The organism is Ensifer sp., from assembly GCF_031989085.1.
GTDB lineage: Bacteria > Pseudomonadota > Alphaproteobacteria > Rhizobiales > Rhizobiaceae > Ensifer.
In genome coordinates this window covers 111,968-129,328 of sequence record NZ_DALZXU010000006.1, presented here as the reverse complement: position 1 = coordinate 129,328, position 17,361 = coordinate 111,968, and the positions used below count along the sequence as shown (strand labels likewise).

Below are 17,361 nucleotides of genomic sequence, written 5' to 3'. Positions count from 1 at the left end.
GTCCGTTACCTATCCATGTGGGCGAGTTTCGCCGCTATCGCTTCGTCGATCGCCGCGAGATCCGGGCCGTCGAGCCGGATGGTTCCGGCGCGAGCGTTGTCGAGCGCCTGCGCCGGATTGCGCGCACCGCAAAGCGCGAACGTCACACCGGGTTGCGCCAGCGTCCAGGCAATGACCGTCTGCGCAATACTGGCGCCGTGCTTTTCGGCAATCGGCCGGATCGCCCCGGCAAAGGCCGTCGCCTTTTCACGGTTGCCAACCGAGAAGCGCGGATTGTCGCGGCGCTGATCGTCGCCTGAAAACACCCGGTCCGGACCGACGGTGCCGGACAGCAGACCCAGGGCGAGCGAGGAATAGCTGAGCGTCGCCACGCCGTTTTTCGTGGTCAGCGGCAGGAGCTCCGCCTCGATCTCGCGGTCCATCATGCTGAAGCGTTCCTGGATCGCATCGAGGCGGCCGGTGGCGATGTAGGCCTCCAACTCGGACCGGTCGACATTGCTGGCGCCGATCGCGCGGATCTTGCCGGCATTCTTCAGGTCCTCGAGTGCGCGCACTGTCTCTTCGATCGGTGTCGTCGGGTCCTGCCAATGGGTGATATAGAGATCGATATAGTCGGTCCCGAGCCGCTTCAGGCTCTGTTCCACCTCGTGCATGATGGCGTCGCGACCGAGGTAGCGATGAACGGGCTTGCCGTCCTGGTCGAAGAAATGCTTGCCCTTCGTCGTGTGCCAGACGAGGCCGCATTTGGTGGCGATGACGGCCTTGTCGCGGCGGCCGGCAAGCGCCTTGCCGGCGATTTCCTCGGAGCGCCCGAGGCCATAGGCGGGCGCCGTGTCGATCAGGGTCACGCCGGCATCGAGCGAGGCATGGATGGCGGCAATGGACTCGGCCTCATCCGTTCCGCCCCACATCCAGCCACCGATCGCCCAGGTACCGAGCCCGACGGCGGATGCCTTGACACCGGAGCGGCCGATCTCGCGCGTCAACTGTTCACTGCTCATGCCGAAAGTCCCTTTTCGCTTGCCATGGCAAGGATGCGCTCGCCGGTCGCCTCGTCGGTCACGAGTGTATCGAGATGCCTGCCGCGCAGGACGCTGAGGATCGGCCCGGCCTTGTTCGGTCCGCTAGCAACCCCGATCTTGGTCGGGATCGACGCGAATTCGTCGAGTGTCAGCGACACGAGCGAACGGTTGAGGCTGTAGTCGCAGACGCGGCCCTGGTCATCGAGCAAGTGTGCCAGCAGTTCGCAGCTCGCGCCCGAGCGCTCTATCGCGGCGCGGTCGGTGCTCGAGGACGGGTGCAGGTCGTAGTAGCTCGAATCGTCGGAAAGGATCGAGCCGATGCCGACGATTGCTACCTTTGCTTCACGCGCCCGTTTGAAGACGTCTGCCACCGAGCGCATGTTGATCAGCATGGCGCGCTCGGCAGCGCTGTCGGCAAAGAGCGGCGCATGGATCTGGTAGGACCTGCCGCCGAGCCGCTCGGCCATCAGCGTCGAAACATGATTGACGTCGGTATAGTGCTTGCCCTGGACGCAGCCCGTTGCCGGGATAACCTCGATATCGAGGCGCCGCGAGGCATGCAGGCCGGCAACGACGGCGCTGACGCCCTTGCCGCCGGTGATGCAGATGGTGTCGCCGTCGGCGATCTCCTCCATCAACAGGCGGGCTGCCGCCTCGCCCACCGCCTGCAGCGCCGTCTGCTGATTGTCCGACACGGTCGGCACGACGACCGCACGGCTGATGCCGCCGAGCGCCAGCAATTGCTCTTCCATGTCGACGAGCGGTTCGATCGGCGACTTGATCTTGATCTCGACGAGGCCGAGCTGGCGGCCACGCTTGATCAGACGGTTGACGGTCGGCTGGGAAATTCCGAGCCGGTCGGCAATCTGCGACTGGGTCAGGCCCTCGAGGAAGTGCAGAACCAGCGCCTGGTGCATCTGCCGGGCGACCACGAGTTCCTCGCGAGCGCTGGAGATGATGTTCTGACTGGGATTGGCGATCGGCATGGTCAGCTGGCCTTCCGCTTATGCAGGAAATGGTCGATGGAGACGGCGGCGAGCAGAATGCAGCCCTTGATCATGTCCTGCCAATAGACGGAGACGTCGAGCAGGATCAGCGAGCTGGTCACCACCGAAAGCAGCGCGATGCCGAGGATGGCGCCGAGGATCGTGCCCGAACCGCCGTTCAGCGACGCCCCGCCGATGACGGCAGCGGCGATGATGTTGAGCTCCATGCCGACGCCGAAGGTGGGGGTGGCGGCGCCGAAGCGCGACATGTAGATGACGCCGGCGACACCGGCGAGCGTCGAGCAGAGCACCGTCACCCAGAACTTCACCTGCTTGGTCTTGATGCCGGAATAAAGCGCCGCCTTCTCGTTGCTGCCGGTATAGAACACCTTGCGAAAAGCGGTCGCCCGGCGCAGCAGGAAGTCGAACAGGACGACGACGGCGACGAAGATCAGGATGACGTAGGGGATGCCGTTGAACGTGCCCTGGCCGACCGCCTTGAACGATGCAGGCAGGGTGAAGAGCGACAGCGGCGTGCCCTTTGTAATGACCAGGCAAAGACCACGCACGATCACCATGGCCGCAAGCGACGTGATGAAATGGTTGAGCCCGACAACGGTAACGAAGAAGCCCATGATGGCGCCGATAAGGCTGCTTGCAAGGATGCCGACGAGCGAAGCCGTCCAGGGATCGACGCCGGCAAGAAACAGCGATCCGGCCAGCACCATGGCGAAGCAGACGACAGAGCCGACCGCCAGATCGATGCCGCCGACGATCAAAAGGATCGTCATGCCGACGACGACGATGCCTTCGACCGAGAAGCTCATCAGCATGGCGCGCATGTTGCCGAAGGTGAGAAAGTGCGGCGACGCGAAGGTCATGATGACGCCGAGCGCGAGGATGATGGCAATGAGCCCTGCCTCGCGCATCGTGCCGATCCGCCGCCAGGCCGGAACCTGCACCTGCGTTGCAACCACCGTATCGACTGCCATTTCCGCCTCCCCATTCACTCTGCTTGTCTCAGGCAACATGCTCGGCCGCCCTTATTTCTTGTCGTTCGTCCCGTGACCCGACCCCGGATGCCAGGCGGATGACCGCCTCCTCCGACATCTCGGCTTCTCCGAGTTCGCCGGCAATACCGCCTTCGCGAACGACCAGAACCCGGTCGCAAAGCCCCAGAAGCTCAGGCAGTTCCGACGAGATGACGACGATGCCGATGCCGGAGCGCGCGAGGTCGCGCAGCAGCCGGTGAATTTCCGATTTTGCGCCGACGTCGATGCCGCGCGTCGGCTCGTCCATGAGAATGACCTTCGGCCGCACCGCAAGCTGCTTGGCGATCGCCACCTTCTGCTGGTTGCCGCCCGACAGCGACGACACCGGCATGGCGATGCCGCCCATGCGCACGCCGAGCCGCCGGGTAAACTCGCTGGCGAGGTCCGCTTCCGCCTTCGCGTTCATCAGCCCAAGCGGCCCGGTCAGCGTCTTCAGGTCCAGTACCGAAATGTTCTGGGCGATCGACATGTCGACGAACACACCGGATCCCTTGCGATCCTCGGAGAGATACACGATGCCGGCATCGACAGCGTCTCGGTAATTGCCGATCGCCTGCGTCTTGCCGTGCAGTTTCACGTCGCCGCGCACCTTGCGGCGCAGGCCGCAGATGGCTTCCGCGATCTCGGTTCGGCCGGAGCCGATCAGCCCGCCGATCCCGAGGATTTCGCCCTTGCGCAGCTCGAAGCCGACATCGGCGATACGCTCGCCGTCGCCAAGACCGCGTACCGACAGGATGACCTCGCCGGACTTTTCGCCCTCTGCCTGCTTCGGCGGATAGAGCTGGGTGATCTCGCGGCCGACCATGCGGCGCACGACGTCATCGGGCGTCACATCGGCGATGCGCTCCGTCGAGACATGGCGACCGTCGCGAAAGACGGTGACACGGTCGCACAGGCTGAAAATCTCGGCCATGCGATGGCTGATATAGATGATCGAAATGCCCGCCGCCTTCAGGTCGCGGATGATGCCGAACAGCGCCTGCGCCTCGGCTTCCGTCAGTGCCGCTGTCGGCTCGTCGAGGATCAGCACGCGGCAGTCGAGCGTCAGCGCCTTGGCGATCTCGACCAGCTGCTGGCTGGAAATGGTGAGGTCAGCAACCTTGCGGCGCACGTCGATCGGCGCCAGCCGGTTCATTACCTTTTGCGCGTCGCGGGCAAGCGCCGCGTAGTTCATCAGCGGCGAGCGCCGCCGGTTGGTCGCCGCCATGAACATGTTTTCCGCCACCGTCGCATCCGGGCAGAGCGCAATCTCCTGGTGCACGAGGCCGATGCCGAGCGTCTGAGCCGCGGCGGGCGATGCGATTTTCGTCGGCGTGCCGTCGACGAGGATCTCGCCCTCGTTCGGCTGCAGCACGCCGGCGATGATGTTCATAAGGGTGGATTTTCCGGCGCCGTTCTCGCCGCAAAGCGCGTGGATCTCGCCTTTTTCAAGGTTGAAATCCACATTGGTCAACGCCTTCACAGCTCCGAAGTGCTTGGTGACGTTGCGGACCTGAAGGACCGGCTGCGATATCATCGCCTTCTCCACTCTCATGCGTTCGACGGGCTATCCGGACATCCGGATAGCCATGTCAAAGACCCTTACTCGTCAATACCCTTGGTGCCGCGGCGCTTCAGGTACTTGTCCCAGTAGAAGTCGTCCGCATTGGCGGCGGTGACGATCGACAGACCGTTATCGACGAAGGGAATGCTCATCGGATTGAAGCCGGAACGCTTGGCGTCGTTCATCGGATCGATAAGTTCGGGATGCTTGGCAAGCCACAGCAGCATGAAGCCCATGTAACCCTGCATGCCCTGGTTCGGGTTGATCGAGCCGAACACTTCGCCGGCCTTGATCATGTCGAGAATGTTGGCGTTGACGTCGGCGCACATGACGAGAACCTTGCCGCCGCTTTCCTTGCTGGCCTGGGCTGCACCGATCGCCGAGTTGGCTTCAGGCATGAAGACCGCGCCGAGGTTCGGGTTTGCCTGGATCAGGCTCATCAGGCCCTGGTAGGCCTTGTTCGGATCCTGGTTGGAGGCGGCACGGCCGACGAGCTTCATGTCGGGCCATTTTTCAGCCATGCGGCCGACGAAGGCCGTGATGCGCTTGTCGTGGTTGTCCTGGCCGGGGTTTTCCAGAACGGCGTATTCGCCCTTGCCACCCATCTTCTCGGCGATCGCATCGGCGGCATAGACGCCTTCGCGTGTGTTATCCGACGTGATGAACGAGATGCGCTTGGAGAGCGGCGAGTCGGCCGCAAAGGTGACGACTGCCGTGCCCTGGTCGATGGCGCGATTGATCGGCTCGATGAAGGGATCCGAGTTCATCGGGTGAACGAGGATGCCTGCCGGGTTCTGCGCCAGCGCCTGGTCGAAGGTGGCGATCTGCTTGTTGACGTCATATTCCGGCGTGCCGGTGTATTCGGTCTCGCAGCCGAACTGCTGGCCGGCCTGCTTGAACATTTCATAGACCGGGAACCAGTATTCGACACCCGATACCATGACGTTCATCACGTATTTTTCGCCGGGTTCGCAGCGAAACGGATTGGCCGTCTCCGCGCTGGCGGGGCCAGCCAGAAACGTCGTTGCAATGACCGCCAGCGCGGTCGTGCTCAAAAAAGTGCGCACGCGTCCTCCTCGAGGCCGAAGCCCCTCCCAAAACCAAAACTGCCGTCAGAAATGACCGCTGATGTGTGAGTTTGCCGGAACTCCTCCTCGACTTCCGACTGTCACGATTAAAACCATGGCCAAGGCATCTGTCAATATAATTCATGGCATGAATAATAATTCATGCCTGCCTGTATTTCAGACCGATATGGCCCTTATTCCCCCATCGCCTGCGCCAGCATCAGGTTCGATGCCTTGGCCTCTGCAATGATCCACTCCCGAAACGCCTGGATCTTCTTCTGCCGCCGGTGGCTTTGCGGATAGACCAGCCAATAGGCGCGGCCGTCCCGGACCACATGGTTGAACGGCCGGATCAACTTTCCGCTGCGAAGCTCCTCGATCAGGAAGGTGGAGACCGCCATGGCGATGCCGTGGTCGAGCAATGTGGTGGCGACATCCATCGCCTGGACGTCGAAGATCAGCTCCGTGCCGTTGCTGGCCGGCGGTTCCACGCCGGTCTCGACCATCCAGCGACGCCACCAGCTGGCATTGCCGAATCGCCTGACATTGAGAACGTCTGCGGGGTGCTTGAGCTGATGCTTCTCCAGGAATGTCGGCGTGCAGACCGGCAGGTACTCGATCGGGAAAAGCGGAAAGACGTCATGGCCCGGCCAGTCGCCGTTGCCGCTGCGCACCACCAGGTCGATGGCATCACGCTTGAAGTCGATGAGCTCGGTCGACATGTGCACCCGGATGCTGATGTTCGGATGGGCCGCCTGGAACGAGGCGAGCCTCGATCCGAGCCAGCTCGAGACCACCGTCGGAAGGACGGAGATGTGCAGGTGATGCTCGGTCTTGTCGGCGATCTCCGAAAAGGCGTTGCCCAGGAGGTCTATGGCTTCCGTCACTTTCGGCGCGAGTTGCCGGCCGGCGGCCGTGAGCCGCACTTCCCGCGGCATACGGACGAAGAGGGCTGTGCCGGTGCGCTCCTCGAGCAACCGGATCTGATAGCTGACGGCGGCCTGGGTCATGCCAAGTTCCTGCGCCGCGCGGGTGAAACTCAGGTGTCGGGCGGCGGCCTCGAAGGCACGCACCGCGCTCATGGGGGGCAATTTGCTCATGCGTTGAGATAAGCATTCTTTATGGCAGCATGCGAGAAACCGCTTTGCGCGAATCCACGAAAATCCTCAATTTTGTCGCGAACACATCACCGCAGAATTGAAGGGGTTAGCAATGCCGAGCGCACTGCGATCGATCATCCGTCATGTCTGGACTTTCGCGAGAAGAGCCGCGGACGTCACGACGTCGGTCGATACATTCAACGAATTCCAGCTGAGGGACATCGGCCTGACGCGCGACAATGACAGCATCCGTGCCCGGGCGGGCGACATCGCCGCGCCTTGGCAGCACGTGGTGGATGCCAAGCCCTTCCAAGCGCCTCTGGCGCCTGCGCCCGATAGCGCCTCCGCTTCCACACAGGTCGTGAACGTCGATGCCGCGCTGCGACCCGAGGCAACGAGTGCCGCCCGACCGCGGACGGAGGAAAATAAAGACATAAACATTTCTTTATGCGGTTGACCTTGCCGACTTGGAAGGGCATTGTCGTGCAATCGTGGTTCTGCGGCTCGTCTTGCGACGGGCCGGAGCTAAGAGGGAATTCGGTGCGGCACCGTGAGGTGCTCATGCCGGAGCTGCCCCCGCAACTGTAAGCGGCGAGCGGCCGTCCAATGATGTCACTGAGGGAGACGCCTCGGGAAGACGGGACGGTTCGTGTTGACCCGCAAGCCAGGAGACCTGCCGCGATCGATAACGTCCACGGGCGGGGTGTCCGATGTGCCGCCTTGACGAGCGAGCCTGCCTCGGTCGTGGATGCGTCGCGTTCAAAGCCTTGCCCACAACCTCGGGGTAAGGAAATGACCATCAAGACAGCCAATCTCGGCTTTCCACGTATCGGCCGCCACCGCGAACTGAAATTCGCGCTGGAGCGCTACTGGGCCGGCAAGATCGACCGGAACGACCTGCTGAACGTCGCAGCGACGCTGCGGGCGGAAAACTGGGCCGCGCAGAAGGCGCGGGGAATCCGGATCATTCCATCGAACGACTTCTCGCTCTACGATCAGGTTCTTGACACATCCGTGCTCGTCGGCGCGGTGCCTGCGGCCTATGGCTGGAAGGGCGGCCCGGTCGATCTCGACACTTACTTTGCCATGGCGCGCGGTTCGACGGCTGCCACGTGCGCTTCCGGTTGCAGCCATGGAGTCGATGACAGCGGCAACCCGGCGCAGGAGATGACCAAGTGGTTCGACACCAATTACCACTACATGGTCCCCGAGTTTACCAAAGACCAGCGCTTCGAGCTGACGCGCAACGCACCGCTTGAGGCCTTCATGGAAGCCAAGGCGCTCGGGCATGTCACCCGGCCTGTCCTGCTTGGCCCCGTCACCTTCCTGAAGCTCGGCAAGGCGCTTGCCGGCGGGTTCGAACCGATCGATCTGATCGAGCGGCTGCTGCCCGTCTATGTGAAGCTTCTGAGCGAGCTTGCAGACGCGGGCGTCGAATGGCTGCAGATCGACGAGCCCTGCCTGGTGCTCGATCTCAACGAGCGGGAGCGCCAGGCGCTGGCGCTCACCTACCAGACATTCGCCTCGGAAATCCCTCAGCTGAAGATCATGCTTGCGACCTATTTCGGCGCGATTGGCGACAACCTGCCGACGGCGCTTTCGCTGCCGATCGCGGGCCTGCACCTCGATCTGGTCCGTGCACCGCAGCAGCTGGAAGCCCTCATCCAGACGGCACCGGCGCATCTGGTGCTGTCGCTTGGCGTCATCGATGGCCGCAATGTGTGGCGAACAGACCTCGCCGGCCTGTTCCGCCGCCTGCAGCCGCTGATCGAGGCGCACGGCCGCGAGCGCATCGAGCTTGCGCCGTCCTGCTCGCTGCTGTACGTGCCTGTTGATCTCGACCTCGAAAAAGCGCTCGACCCGGAGCTCGCCTCATGGCTTGCCTTCGCCCTGCAGAAACTGGACGAGCTCAATCTGCTTGCCCGCGCCTTCGAGCCCGGCCTCGCCAATCCGGAACAGGTATTCGAGAAATCGATCGTGGCGGCAGCGGCGCGTCTGACCTCGCTCAAGGTCCATGACCCGCTGGTCGCCGGACGCCTGAAAGGCCTGACGGCTGCCGAAAGCCGCCGCCAGTCGGGCTTTGCAACGCGCCGGCGGCTGCAGGAAGAGAGGTTGGCGCTGCCGCTTTTCCCGACGACGACGATCGGCTCCTTCCCGCAGACACCGCAGGTGCGCCAGGCGCGATCGCTGCATGCCAAGGGCGAGCTCAGCTATGTCGACTATCTTGCATATCTGCGCCAGGAGACGGAGAAGGCCGTGCGCTGGCAGGAGGACATCGGCATCGAGGTGCTGGTGCATGGCGAGTTCGAGCGCAACGACATGGTGCAATATTTCGGCGAGCAGCTTTCCGGCTATGCCTTCACCCAGAGCGGCTGGGTGCAGAGCTACGGCTCGCGCTACGTGCGCCCGCCGATCATCTTCGGCGATGTCTCGCGGCCGAACCCGATGACGGTGGATTGGGCATCCTATGCGCAGTCGCTGACGTCAAGGCCGATGAAGGGCATGCTCACCGGCCCGGTGACGATGCTGCAATGGTCGTTCGTGCGTGACGACCTGCCCCGCTCGATCGTGTGCCGGCAGATCGCGCTGGCGCTGCGCGACGAGGTCACCGACCTGGAGGCTGCCGGCATCGCCGTGATCCAGATCGACGAACCGGCGCTGCGCGAGGGGCTTCCGCTCAGGCGGTCCGATCGAAAGGCCTATCTCGACTGGGCCGTCGAGTGCTTCCGGATCAGCGCTTCGGGTGTCGGTGACGAAACGCAGATCCACACGCACATGTGCTACTCGGAGTTCAACGACATCATGGCGGCGATCGCGGCAATGGATGCCGACGTCATCTCCATCGAAACCTCGCGCTCGAAGATGGAACTGCTCGGCGCCTTCACCGATCAGGCCTATCCGAACGAGATCGGCCCGGGCGTCTACGACATCCACTCGCCACGGGTGCCCTCGGTCGACGAGATGGTGGCCCTGATCGAAAAGGCGACCGACGGGCTGACGCCGGCACAGATCTGGGTCAACCCGGATTGCGGCCTGAAAACGAGGGCCTGGGAGGAGGTGCGCCCCGCCCTCGTCAACATGGTGCAGGCGGCACAGGCGTTGCGGCAATCTTTCGCCGCCTCCGGCCGGGATGCGGCAAGCGCATGACGGACGACGGGAATATCTGGATGGCGCCGGGGGAAACCCCGGCGCCATCCACGCTGATCGACATCGTCTTTCCCGGCGACACCAACCACCACGGCACGCTGTTCGGCGGTGCGGGACTGGCGCTGATGGACCGGATCGCCTTCATCGTCGCCACCCGCCACGGCCGCGTCCCCTTCGTCACCGCGTCCTGCGACCGGGTCGATTTCCGCGCCCCTGCCCGTATCGGCCAGATCGTCAGCTTTTCCGGGCGCCCGATGAAGGTTGGCCGGCGCTCGATGGTGGTGGAGGTGGACATGATCGCCGAGGATCTTATCGAGGGCACAAGCGATCTTTGCACCCGCGGCCAGTTCACCATGGTGGCGATGCCCGAAGGCAAGGAAGGAAGCTGGTCGCTGCCTTCGCTCGCCTCTGCCGCGATCGGTCCGCCGAAAGACGATGCGGTACGCATGGTCGACATCGTCTTTCCCGACCAGGCCAACAGCTTCGGCGCCATGTTCGGTGGCGACGCGCTGTCGCAGATGACCAAGGCGGCCTTCGTCGTGGCGACACGGGCAAGCCGCAAGACGACGGTGCTTGCCTCCTGCCAAAGCATCGACTTCAAGCATCGCATCACCGTTGGTTCGATCATCGAGATTGTTGCAAGGATCGTGCGCACCGGCCGGAGCTCGACGACCGTAGAGGTGGAGTTGTGGTCGGAAGATCTCATGGGCGGAGAACCGACGCTGACGGCCCGTGGCGTCTTCATCATGGTGGCCGTCGACCGCGACAACCGCCCGGTTCCGGCCTTCGCTGCCTGACGTGTTCGACTTGGGGAGCCGTCGACGACGGCTCTTCATCCACAGGCTTTGTTGGAACCGCGCATTTACTCCCCGTTATCCACACCCGGGAAAATATTGCCCACGCCATCGGGCATCCGCGCCATCGAACCTATTGACGCGATTTTCCGGCCATATACTATATCTAGTGTTCGAGGTTCTTCCGATTCGCAAGGATTGGGAGCGAAGATGGGAATACGGTGCCCCGTGGCGATTTCGCCCGGTCAAGCCGTGGCTGCCCCCGCAACTGTAAACGGCGAGCGACTGTCCAGCATTCGGCCACTGAAGCATGAGGCTTCGGGAAGGTCCGGGCAGAAGCAGCGACCCGTGAGCCAGGAGACCTGCCTCGATCGATAAACGTCCACGGGCGGGGTGTCCGGAGAGGTCAGAGGTATGCTTGAGGCAGGATGAAACCTGCCTGATCGTCTCGACGTCTCCCCGGAAGCGCCGTCTTCAACTTCGGGGTGAAGTCATGTCCGCGTCATCGAATTCCTATCATTCGCCACCGAAGAGGCGCGGGTTCCCGCGCATCTGACGAAGACCCGTGCTCGGTCCTTATCCGAGCCCGTCGCCATTCTGCCAGCCCTGCCCTTTCGCCGGAACGCGCTCGCGCGCCCGCATGCCTTTTCATGTCCAGATCCAGCCGACCCAACGAGGAAGAAATGAACGTCACCGTCTACAGCAAGCCCGCCTGCGTCCAATGCACCGCCACCTACCGCGCGCTCGACCGCAAGGGCGTCAACTACGAGGTGATCGACATCTCGATCGACGAGGACGCGCTCCAGACGGTCAAGGGCCTCGGCTACATGCAGCTTCCCGTCGTCGTTGCCGGCCCGGAACATTGGGCAGGCTTCCGCCCCGACAAGATCAGCGCGCTCTCGTAAGCTTGAGGTGCCGGGCGATGGGCCTGATCGTCTACTTCTCCACGCGCTCGGAAAACACCCATCGCTTCGTCGGCAAGCTCGGCCTTCGCGCCATCCGCATTCCGGTGAGCGCGGCCGACGGGCCGCTTGAGATCAAGGAACCCTATGTGCTGGTCGTGCCGACCTATTGCGGCGACGACGGCCGGGGCGCCGTGCCCAAACAGGTCATCCGCTTCCTGAACGATGCGGACAACCGCTCCCACATCCGCGGCGTGATTGCCGCGGGCAACAGCAATTTCGGCGCGACCTACGGGATCGCCGGCGACGTGATCTCGGCCAAGTGCCAGGTGCCCTATCTCTACCGGTTCGAGCTTCTGGGCACCGACGAGGACGTCGCCAATGTCAAAGACGGGATGGAACGATTTTGGACGTCTCAACACTCGAACGCCCCCTGAAGGCGACGGAAGCGGCGCTCGATTACCACGCGCTGAACGCGATGCTGAACCTCTATGACGAGGACGGCCGGATCCAGCTCGACAAGGATCGGCTGGCGGCGAAGCTGTACTTCCTGCAGCACGTCAACCAGAACACCGTGTTCTTCCATAACCTGCGCGAAAAGCTCGATTACCTGGTGACCGAGGGCTATTACGAGCAGGAGGTTCTCGACCAGTATTCGTTCAATTTCGTGCGCGATCTGTTCGAACACGCCTATGACAAGAAGTTCCGCTTCCCGACCTTCCTCGGAGCGTTCAAGTATTACACCAGCTACACGCTGAAGACCTTCGACGGGAAGCGCTACCTCGAGCGCTACGAGGACCGCGTCTGCATGGTGGCGCTGGCGCTTTCGCGCGGCGACGAAGCGCTGGCGCGCGACATGGTCGACGAGATCATCTCCGGCCGCTTCCAGCCGGCGACGCCAACCTTCCTCAACGCCGGCAAGAAGCAGCGCGGCGAGCTCGTCTCCTGCTTTCTGCTGAGGGTCGAGGACAACATGGAGAGCATCGCGCGCGGCATCAATTCGGCGCTGCAGCTGTCGAAGCGCGGCGGCGGCGTTGCGCTCTCGCTCACCAACATCCGCGAGGCCGGCGCGCCGATCAAGCAGATCGAGAACCAGTCGTCGGGCATCATCCCCGTGATGAAACTGCTCGAGGATTCGTTCTCCTACGCCAACCAGCTCGGCGCACGCCAGGGCGCAGGCGCCGTCTACCTCAACGCCCACCATCCCGACATCATGCGCTTCCTCGACACCAAGCGCGAGAACGCCGACGAGAAGATCCGCATCAAGACGCTGTCGCTCGGCGTCGTGGTGCCCGACATCACTTTCGAACTCGCCAAGAACAACGAGGACATGTACCTGTTCTCGCCCTATGACGTGGAACGCGTCTACGGCGTCGCCTTCACCGACATTTCGGTCACGGAAAAGTACCGGGAGATGGTCGCCGACAGCCGGATCCGCAAGAAGAAGATCAAGGCGCGCGAGTTCTTCCAGGTGCTGGCGGAAATCCAGTTCGAAAGCGGCTACCCCTACATCATGTTCGAAGACACGGTGAACCGCGCCAACCCGATCGCCGGGCGCATCACCATGAGCAACCTTTGCTCGGAAATCCTGCAGGTCAGCGAAGCCAGCGAATACAATGACGACCTGTCCTACAAGCACATGGGTAAGGACATTTCCTGCAACCTCGGCTCGCTGAACATCGCGGCCGCGATGGACAGCACGGATTTCGGCAAGACGATCGAGACGTCGATCCGGGCACTGACGGCAGTGTCCGACATGAGCCACATCTCTTCGGTTCCCTCCGTCGAGAAGGGCAACGACGACAGCCATGCGATCGGCCTTGGGCAGATGAACCTTCACGGCTATCTCGCCCGCGAACGGGTCTATTACGGCTCGGACGAAGGCATCGACTTCACCAATATCTACTTCTACACCGTGGCTTACCACGCCATCCGCGCCTCGAACCGGATCGCGGTCGAACGCGGCACGAGCTTCAAGGGCTTCGAAAACTCGAAATACGCGTCTGGCGACTACTTCGACAAATACACGGAACAGGAATGGAAGCCGGCGACGGAGCGGGTGCGCGAGCTGTTCGAAACCGCGGGCATCGATATCCCGACACAGGGAGATTGGCAGGATCTCAAGAAGGCCGTCATGGCCACGGGCCTCTATAACCAGAACCTGCAGGCAGTGCCGCCGACCGGCTCGATCTCCTACATCAACCACTCGACCTCCTCGATCCACCCGATCGTCTCGAAGATCGAGATCCGCAAGGAAGGCAAGATCGGCCGCGTCTACTACCCGGCGGCCTTCATGACCAACGACAATCTCGACTACTACCAGGACGCCTACGAAATCGGCCCGGAGAAGATCATCGACACCTATGCGGCGGCGACCCAGCATGTCGACCAGGGCCTGTCGTTGACCCTGTTCTTCAAGGACACGGCGACGACCCGCGACATCAACCGGGCGCAGATCCATGCCTGGAAGAAGGGCATCAAGACGATCTACTACATCCGCCTTCGTCAGATGGCGCTGTCCGGCACGGAAGTGCAGGGCTGCGTATCCTGCGCTCTTTGATATTCCGGGGACAATCATGAACATCCAAGTCAAGACCAAGGCGCCCAAGGTCGCGCAGGCCGTGCGCGCCATCAACTGGAACCGCATCGAGGACGACAAGGACCTCGAAGTCTGGAACCGGCTCACCGGCAATTTCTGGCTGCCGGAAAAAGTGCCGCTGTCGAACGACATCCCCTCCTGGGCGGCACTTCGCCCGGAAGAACAGCAACTGACGATCCGCGTGTTCACCGGCCTGACCCTGCTCGACACGATCCAGACGAGCATCGGCGCCCCGACGCTGATGGCGGATTCGATCACGCCGCACGAGGAAGCCGTCTATTCCAACATCTCCTTCATGGAGGCGGTGCACGCCCGTTCCTATTCCTCGATCTTCTCGACGCTTTGCTCGACGCCTGACGTCGACGACGCCTATCGCTGGTCGGAGGAAAACGAACATCTCCAGAAGAAGTCGGCACTGATCCTGGAGCACTATCGCACCGCGGATCCGCTGAAGCGCAAGATCGCCAGCGTCTTCCTCGAGAGCTTCCTGTTCTATTCCGGTTTCTACCTGCCGATGTACTGGTCGAGCCGCGCCAAGCTGACCAACACAGCCGACATGATCCGCCTCATCATCCGTGACGAAGCGGTGCACGGCTATTACATCGGCTACAAGTTCCAGAAGGGCCTCGAGCGCCTGAGCGAAGAGCGCCGGCAGGAGATCAAGGACTTCGCCTTTGACCTGCTGCTTGAACTCTACGACAACGAGGCGAAGTACACGGAATCGCTTTACGACAGCGTCGGGTTGACCGAGGACGTGAAGAAGTTCCTGCACTACAACGCCAACAAGGCGCTGATGAACCTCGGCTACGAGGCGCTGTTCCCGGCCGATGCCTGCAAGGTCAACCCGGCGATCCTGTCGGCCCTGTCGCCGAACGCCGACGAGAACCACGACTTCTTCTCCGGATCCGGCTCGTCCTACGTCATCGGCAAGGCGGTCGCCACCGAAGACGAAGACTGGGATTTTTGAGCGCAAGGACGTCTTCCGGCGCCCTAGCATTTTTCCCCGGCCCAAACCGGTCCGGGGCTGAAAGCCTTGAGCGGCTCGACCGTGCTGCCGGCCCATGCCGGCCGCAGGATTGACTGCCGGCCCGCTTTCAACTAGTGAGTGCGCCAATCCGTATTGCCGCGGCTGCTGACCCCAAGGCGACGGAGAATCCAAATGTCCAACCAACATAATCCTATCGTCCGGAACGATGTCGTTTCCGGGCATGCGATCAGGTCCGTCGTCGCCATCGACGAGCCTGAGCATCAACGCGCGCGCGCACTCAACGATCTCGCCTCGGCCCTTCCATTGCCGGAAGCGCTGGCGATCCGTGGTGCGGTCGCCGGACGCATCGTCACGACCCCGGATTTCCATCCGGGCAAGCCGGTTCCGGTCGGGCTGGTCGCCGACATCGACAATGCCGTCATTCCGCATCTGATCGGCAACGATATCGGATGCGGCATGCGCATGATCGTGCTCGACGACATCCGCGAGGACGAGCTCGCGCCATGCCTGGAGGGACAGCTGCGGCATGTCTTCTTCCAGGGAGGGCGCGATATCGCCCTGACCGGCAGGGATCGTCACGCAGTCCTCAGGGACGGCGTACCGGGCCTGCTCGAAAGCCTTTCCGGTAAGCGTCAGGGGCTGCTTGCCCGCCTCGATCTGGCATCAGCCTGGGCGGATGTCGCGCGCATGTCCGACGATGGCTGCTTCCGCTCGGACGGCATCGATCCGGACTTTGCCGACTACGCGGCACCCGATGACCGGCACCGGCATGATGCCATTCTCGGCACCATCGGTGGCGGCAATCACTTCGTCGAGTTCGGCGTGGTCGAGCGCATCGTCGACGGCGGGTTCGCCCGCATCGCCGGGCTGAAGCGGGCAGGCGTTGTGATCGTGGTGCATTCCGGTTCGCTCGACTTCGGCCAGCGCATCGGAACGGCGGCGAGGGAGCGCGCGCAGCAAGGCGGCGCGACCGGACCGCGCGATGGTATCGTCTCGAAAACCCGGGACGCCGACCATTACCGTCGGTACATGAACGGCCATGCCAACGCCGCGAATGCCGCCTTCGTCAATCGTTTCCTGATTGGCCTGGCGGCGGTGGAAGCGCTCACGCGAACGATCGGCCGGCCGGTCGCACACCGGCTGGTCTACGACGCGCCGCACAACACCGTTTGGCAGGCCGGCAATACGGTTCGCCATCGCAAGGGCGCCTGTCCGGCGCGCGGCCCGGGCACGCTCAAGGGTTCGCCTTACGAATGGTCCGGTGAACCGGTGATCCTGCCGGGCTCGATGGGCGATGGCACCTGGTTGCTACGTGGACTGGGCGCAGCCGACGGCATGGAATCGTCGGCCCATGGCGCCGGTCGGCGGCTCTCGCGCCAGGAGGCACGCGCCGCGCAAACGACGCTTGCCGGGCTGCGCGTGGTCGGCCCGGTCGACGCCGCGAGCGCGGCGATCCGCGGCCGGCCGGATATCCTCGCGGAGATCCAGGGCCGGATGAAGGAGGAGGCTCCGGCAGCCTACCGGCCGATCGACCAGGTGGTCGATCCGATGGTGGCGACCGGCCTGGTCGCCCCCGTCGCCCGCATCAGACCGGTCCTGACCGTCAAGGGATAGGGCCACTCAAGACTAGGTGCCGGGGAGGAAAAACGCCTCCCCGGCGTTTTCTGCCGCACTCTCCGGTTTTGTCGCATTCTTCGCCAAGCGCCGACCGGCGCGCACAGGGCGATGTCCGCCCGTTAGCCCGTGATCTGAAACCCCTCTACGGGATCGGGCACTGCGACCGGTTCGGTTTCGACACTCACGACCGAAGCTGCCGCCGGCCCCATCCATAGCCGTTCCACCATGTGGGCAAGCGCCCGGTCGCTGCCGACGATCATCGCAGCCACCGATCCGTCGCGCTCGTTGCGCACCCAGCCCGCCACGCCAAGGCGCTCGGCCTCGCGGCGGGTCCAGAGGCGGAAGCTGACGCCCTGCACCCTGCCGCTGACGCGAACCAGCATCGCCTTGCGCTCTGCGTTCATGTTGGCACCTCTCGCTGTACAGGAGAAACTGGGGCAAAGACCGGCAAAGGCAAGCCGCCCCACGGTATGATCGCTTGCAATATGAGGTGCTTGCGCATCGGGGCCGGCCCCTGACGCGCACCTCCCCTATGTTCGACGCA

The 17,361-nt window shown here is 63.1% G+C and carries 15 protein-coding genes and 2 riboswitches; of the genes, 8 read left to right on the top strand and 7 right to left on the bottom strand.

Annotated features, from left to right (window positions below; translation table 11 throughout):
• Positions 1-5: 5 nt before the first annotated feature.
• The 6 genes from RTP54_RS22690 to RTP54_RS22665 form a co-directional block, all read right to left on the bottom strand.
• Positions 6-1,001 carry an aldo/keto reductase gene (locus RTP54_RS22690; RefSeq protein ID WP_312365874.1) on the bottom strand — a complete coding sequence of 332 codons (996 nt, stop codon included), beginning with the start codon at positions 999-1,001 and terminating at the stop codon, positions 6-8.
• Positions 998-2,008: a sugar-binding transcriptional regulator gene (locus RTP54_RS22685; RefSeq protein ID WP_312365873.1), complete on the bottom strand. Its 1,011-nt coding sequence runs from the start codon at positions 2,006-2,008 to the stop codon at positions 998-1,000. The genes RTP54_RS22690 and RTP54_RS22685 overlap by 4 nt, the downstream gene beginning before the upstream one ends.
• A 2-nt stretch (positions 2,009-2,010) precedes the next feature.
• Positions 2,011-3,000 carry an ABC transporter permease gene (locus RTP54_RS22680; protein ID WP_112815104.1) on the bottom strand — a complete coding sequence of 330 codons (990 nt, stop codon included), beginning with the start codon at positions 2,998-3,000 and terminating at the stop codon, positions 2,011-2,013.
• A gap of 28 nt (positions 3,001-3,028) precedes the next feature.
• Positions 3,029-4,576 (bottom strand): sugar ABC transporter ATP-binding protein, encoded by a 1,548-nt coding sequence (locus RTP54_RS22675; RefSeq protein ID WP_112811168.1) that lies wholly within the window; start codon positions 4,574-4,576, stop codon positions 3,029-3,031.
• A gap of 65 nt (positions 4,577-4,641) precedes the next feature.
• Positions 4,642-5,670: a substrate-binding domain-containing protein gene (locus tag RTP54_RS22670; protein WP_112811167.1), complete on the bottom strand. Its 1,029-nt coding sequence runs from the start codon at positions 5,668-5,670 to the stop codon at positions 4,642-4,644.
• A gap of 194 nt (positions 5,671-5,864) precedes the next feature.
• Positions 5,865-6,752 carry a LysR substrate-binding domain-containing protein gene (locus RTP54_RS22665; RefSeq protein ID WP_162703648.1) on the bottom strand — a complete coding sequence of 296 codons (888 nt, stop codon included), beginning with the start codon at positions 6,750-6,752 and terminating at the stop codon, positions 5,865-5,867.
• Between the two features lie 130 nt (positions 6,753-6,882).
• On the opposite strand from RTP54_RS22665, the gene RTP54_RS22660 reads away from it, so the two are divergent.
• The 8 genes from RTP54_RS22660 (at position 6,883) to RTP54_RS22625 (ending at position 16,814) form a co-directional block, all read left to right on the top strand.
• Entirely contained in the window at positions 6,883-7,227 is a 345-nt protein-coding gene (locus RTP54_RS22660; protein WP_312365872.1) for a hypothetical protein, read from the top strand.
• An 18-nt stretch (positions 7,228-7,245) separates the two neighbouring features.
• Positions 7,246-7,466, top strand: a riboswitch (cobalamin riboswitch).
• A gap of 96 nt (positions 7,467-7,562) precedes the next feature.
• Positions 7,563-9,917: a 5-methyltetrahydropteroyltriglutamate--homocysteine S-methyltransferase gene (gene metE / locus RTP54_RS22655; RefSeq protein WP_312365871.1), complete on the top strand. Its 2,355-nt coding sequence runs from the start codon at positions 7,563-7,565 to the stop codon at positions 9,915-9,917.
• Positions 9,914-10,714, top strand: coding sequence for an acyl-CoA thioesterase (locus RTP54_RS22650; protein ID WP_312365870.1), 801 nt, complete (start codon positions 9,914-9,916; stop codon positions 10,712-10,714). The genes metE and RTP54_RS22650 overlap by 4 nt, the downstream gene beginning before the upstream one ends.
• A gap of 156 nt (positions 10,715-10,870) precedes the next feature.
• Positions 10,871-11,096, top strand: a riboswitch (cobalamin riboswitch).
• 298 nt (positions 11,097-11,394) lie between these two features.
• Positions 11,395-11,616, top strand: coding sequence for a glutaredoxin-like protein NrdH (gene nrdH, locus RTP54_RS22645; RefSeq protein WP_077501226.1), 222 nt, complete (start codon positions 11,395-11,397; stop codon positions 11,614-11,616).
• A gap of 17 nt (positions 11,617-11,633) precedes the next feature.
• Positions 11,634-12,050, top strand: coding sequence for a class Ib ribonucleoside-diphosphate reductase assembly flavoprotein NrdI (gene nrdI / locus RTP54_RS22640; RefSeq protein WP_112811163.1), 417 nt, complete (start codon positions 11,634-11,636; stop codon positions 12,048-12,050).
• Positions 12,020-14,173 (top strand): class 1b ribonucleoside-diphosphate reductase subunit alpha, encoded by a 2,154-nt coding sequence (gene nrdE / locus RTP54_RS22635; protein WP_312365869.1) that lies wholly within the window; start codon positions 12,020-12,022, stop codon positions 14,171-14,173. Before nrdI ends, nrdE begins: the two co-directional genes overlap by 31 nt.
• A gap of 16 nt (positions 14,174-14,189) precedes the next feature.
• Complete coding sequence (gene nrdF, locus RTP54_RS22630) at positions 14,190-15,179, top strand: class 1b ribonucleoside-diphosphate reductase subunit beta (RefSeq protein WP_112815109.1); 990 nt, start codon at positions 14,190-14,192, stop codon at positions 15,177-15,179.
• Between the two features lie 192 nt (positions 15,180-15,371).
• The gene (locus RTP54_RS22625; protein WP_312365868.1) at positions 15,372-16,814 is read left to right on the top strand and encodes an RtcB family protein; all 1,443 of its coding nucleotides are present in this window, start codon (positions 15,372-15,374) and stop codon (positions 16,812-16,814) included.
• 122 nt (positions 16,815-16,936) lie between these two features.
• On the opposite strand, the gene RTP54_RS22620 is transcribed toward RTP54_RS22625, so the two are convergent.
• Positions 16,937-17,221 carry an acylphosphatase gene (locus tag RTP54_RS22620; RefSeq protein ID WP_312365867.1) on the bottom strand — a complete coding sequence of 95 codons (285 nt, stop codon included), beginning with the start codon at positions 17,219-17,221 and terminating at the stop codon, positions 16,937-16,939.
• Positions 17,222-17,361: the final 140 nt, after the last annotated feature.

What these genes read in the sequence shown, in the direction of transcription:
- RTP54_RS22660 (WP_312365872.1), top strand. Translation starts at nt 6,883, where the DNA reads ATGCCGAGCGCACTGCGATCGATCATCCGTCATGTCTGGACTTTCGCG.
- nrdH (WP_077501226.1), top strand. Translation starts at nt 11,395, where the DNA reads ATGAACGTCACCGTCTACAGCAAGCCCGCCTGCGTCCAATGCACCGCC.
- RTP54_RS22680 (WP_112815104.1), bottom strand. Translation starts at nt 3,000, where the DNA reads ATGGCAGTCGATACGGTGGTTGCAACGCAGGTGCAGGTTCCGGCCTGG.
- nrdF (WP_112815109.1), top strand. Translation starts at nt 14,190, where the DNA reads ATGAACATCCAAGTCAAGACCAAGGCGCCCAAGGTCGCGCAGGCCGTG.
- metE (WP_312365871.1), top strand. Translation starts at nt 7,563, where the DNA reads ATGACCATCAAGACAGCCAATCTCGGCTTTCCACGTATCGGCCGCCAC.
- RTP54_RS22625 (WP_312365868.1), top strand. Translation starts at nt 15,372, where the DNA reads ATGTCCAACCAACATAATCCTATCGTCCGGAACGATGTCGTTTCCGGG.
- RTP54_RS22675 (WP_112811168.1), bottom strand. Translation starts at nt 4,576, where the DNA reads ATGATATCGCAGCCGGTCCTTCAGGTCCGCAACGTCACCAAGCACTTC.
- RTP54_RS22685 (WP_312365873.1), bottom strand. Translation starts at nt 2,008, where the DNA reads ATGCCGATCGCCAATCCCAGTCAGAACATCATCTCCAGCGCTCGCGAG.
- RTP54_RS22650 (WP_312365870.1), top strand. Translation starts at nt 9,914, where the DNA reads ATGACGGACGACGGGAATATCTGGATGGCGCCGGGGGAAACCCCGGCG.
- RTP54_RS22620 (WP_312365867.1), bottom strand. Translation starts at nt 17,221, where the DNA reads ATGAACGCAGAGCGCAAGGCGATGCTGGTTCGCGTCAGCGGCAGGGTG.
- RTP54_RS22690 (WP_312365874.1), bottom strand. Translation starts at nt 1,001, where the DNA reads ATGAGCAGTGAACAGTTGACGCGCGAGATCGGCCGCTCCGGTGTCAAG.
- RTP54_RS22665 (WP_162703648.1), bottom strand. Translation starts at nt 6,752, where the DNA reads ATGAGCGCGGTGCGTGCCTTCGAGGCCGCCGCCCGACACCTGAGTTTC.
- nrdI (WP_112811163.1), top strand. Translation starts at nt 11,634, where the DNA reads ATGGGCCTGATCGTCTACTTCTCCACGCGCTCGGAAAACACCCATCGC.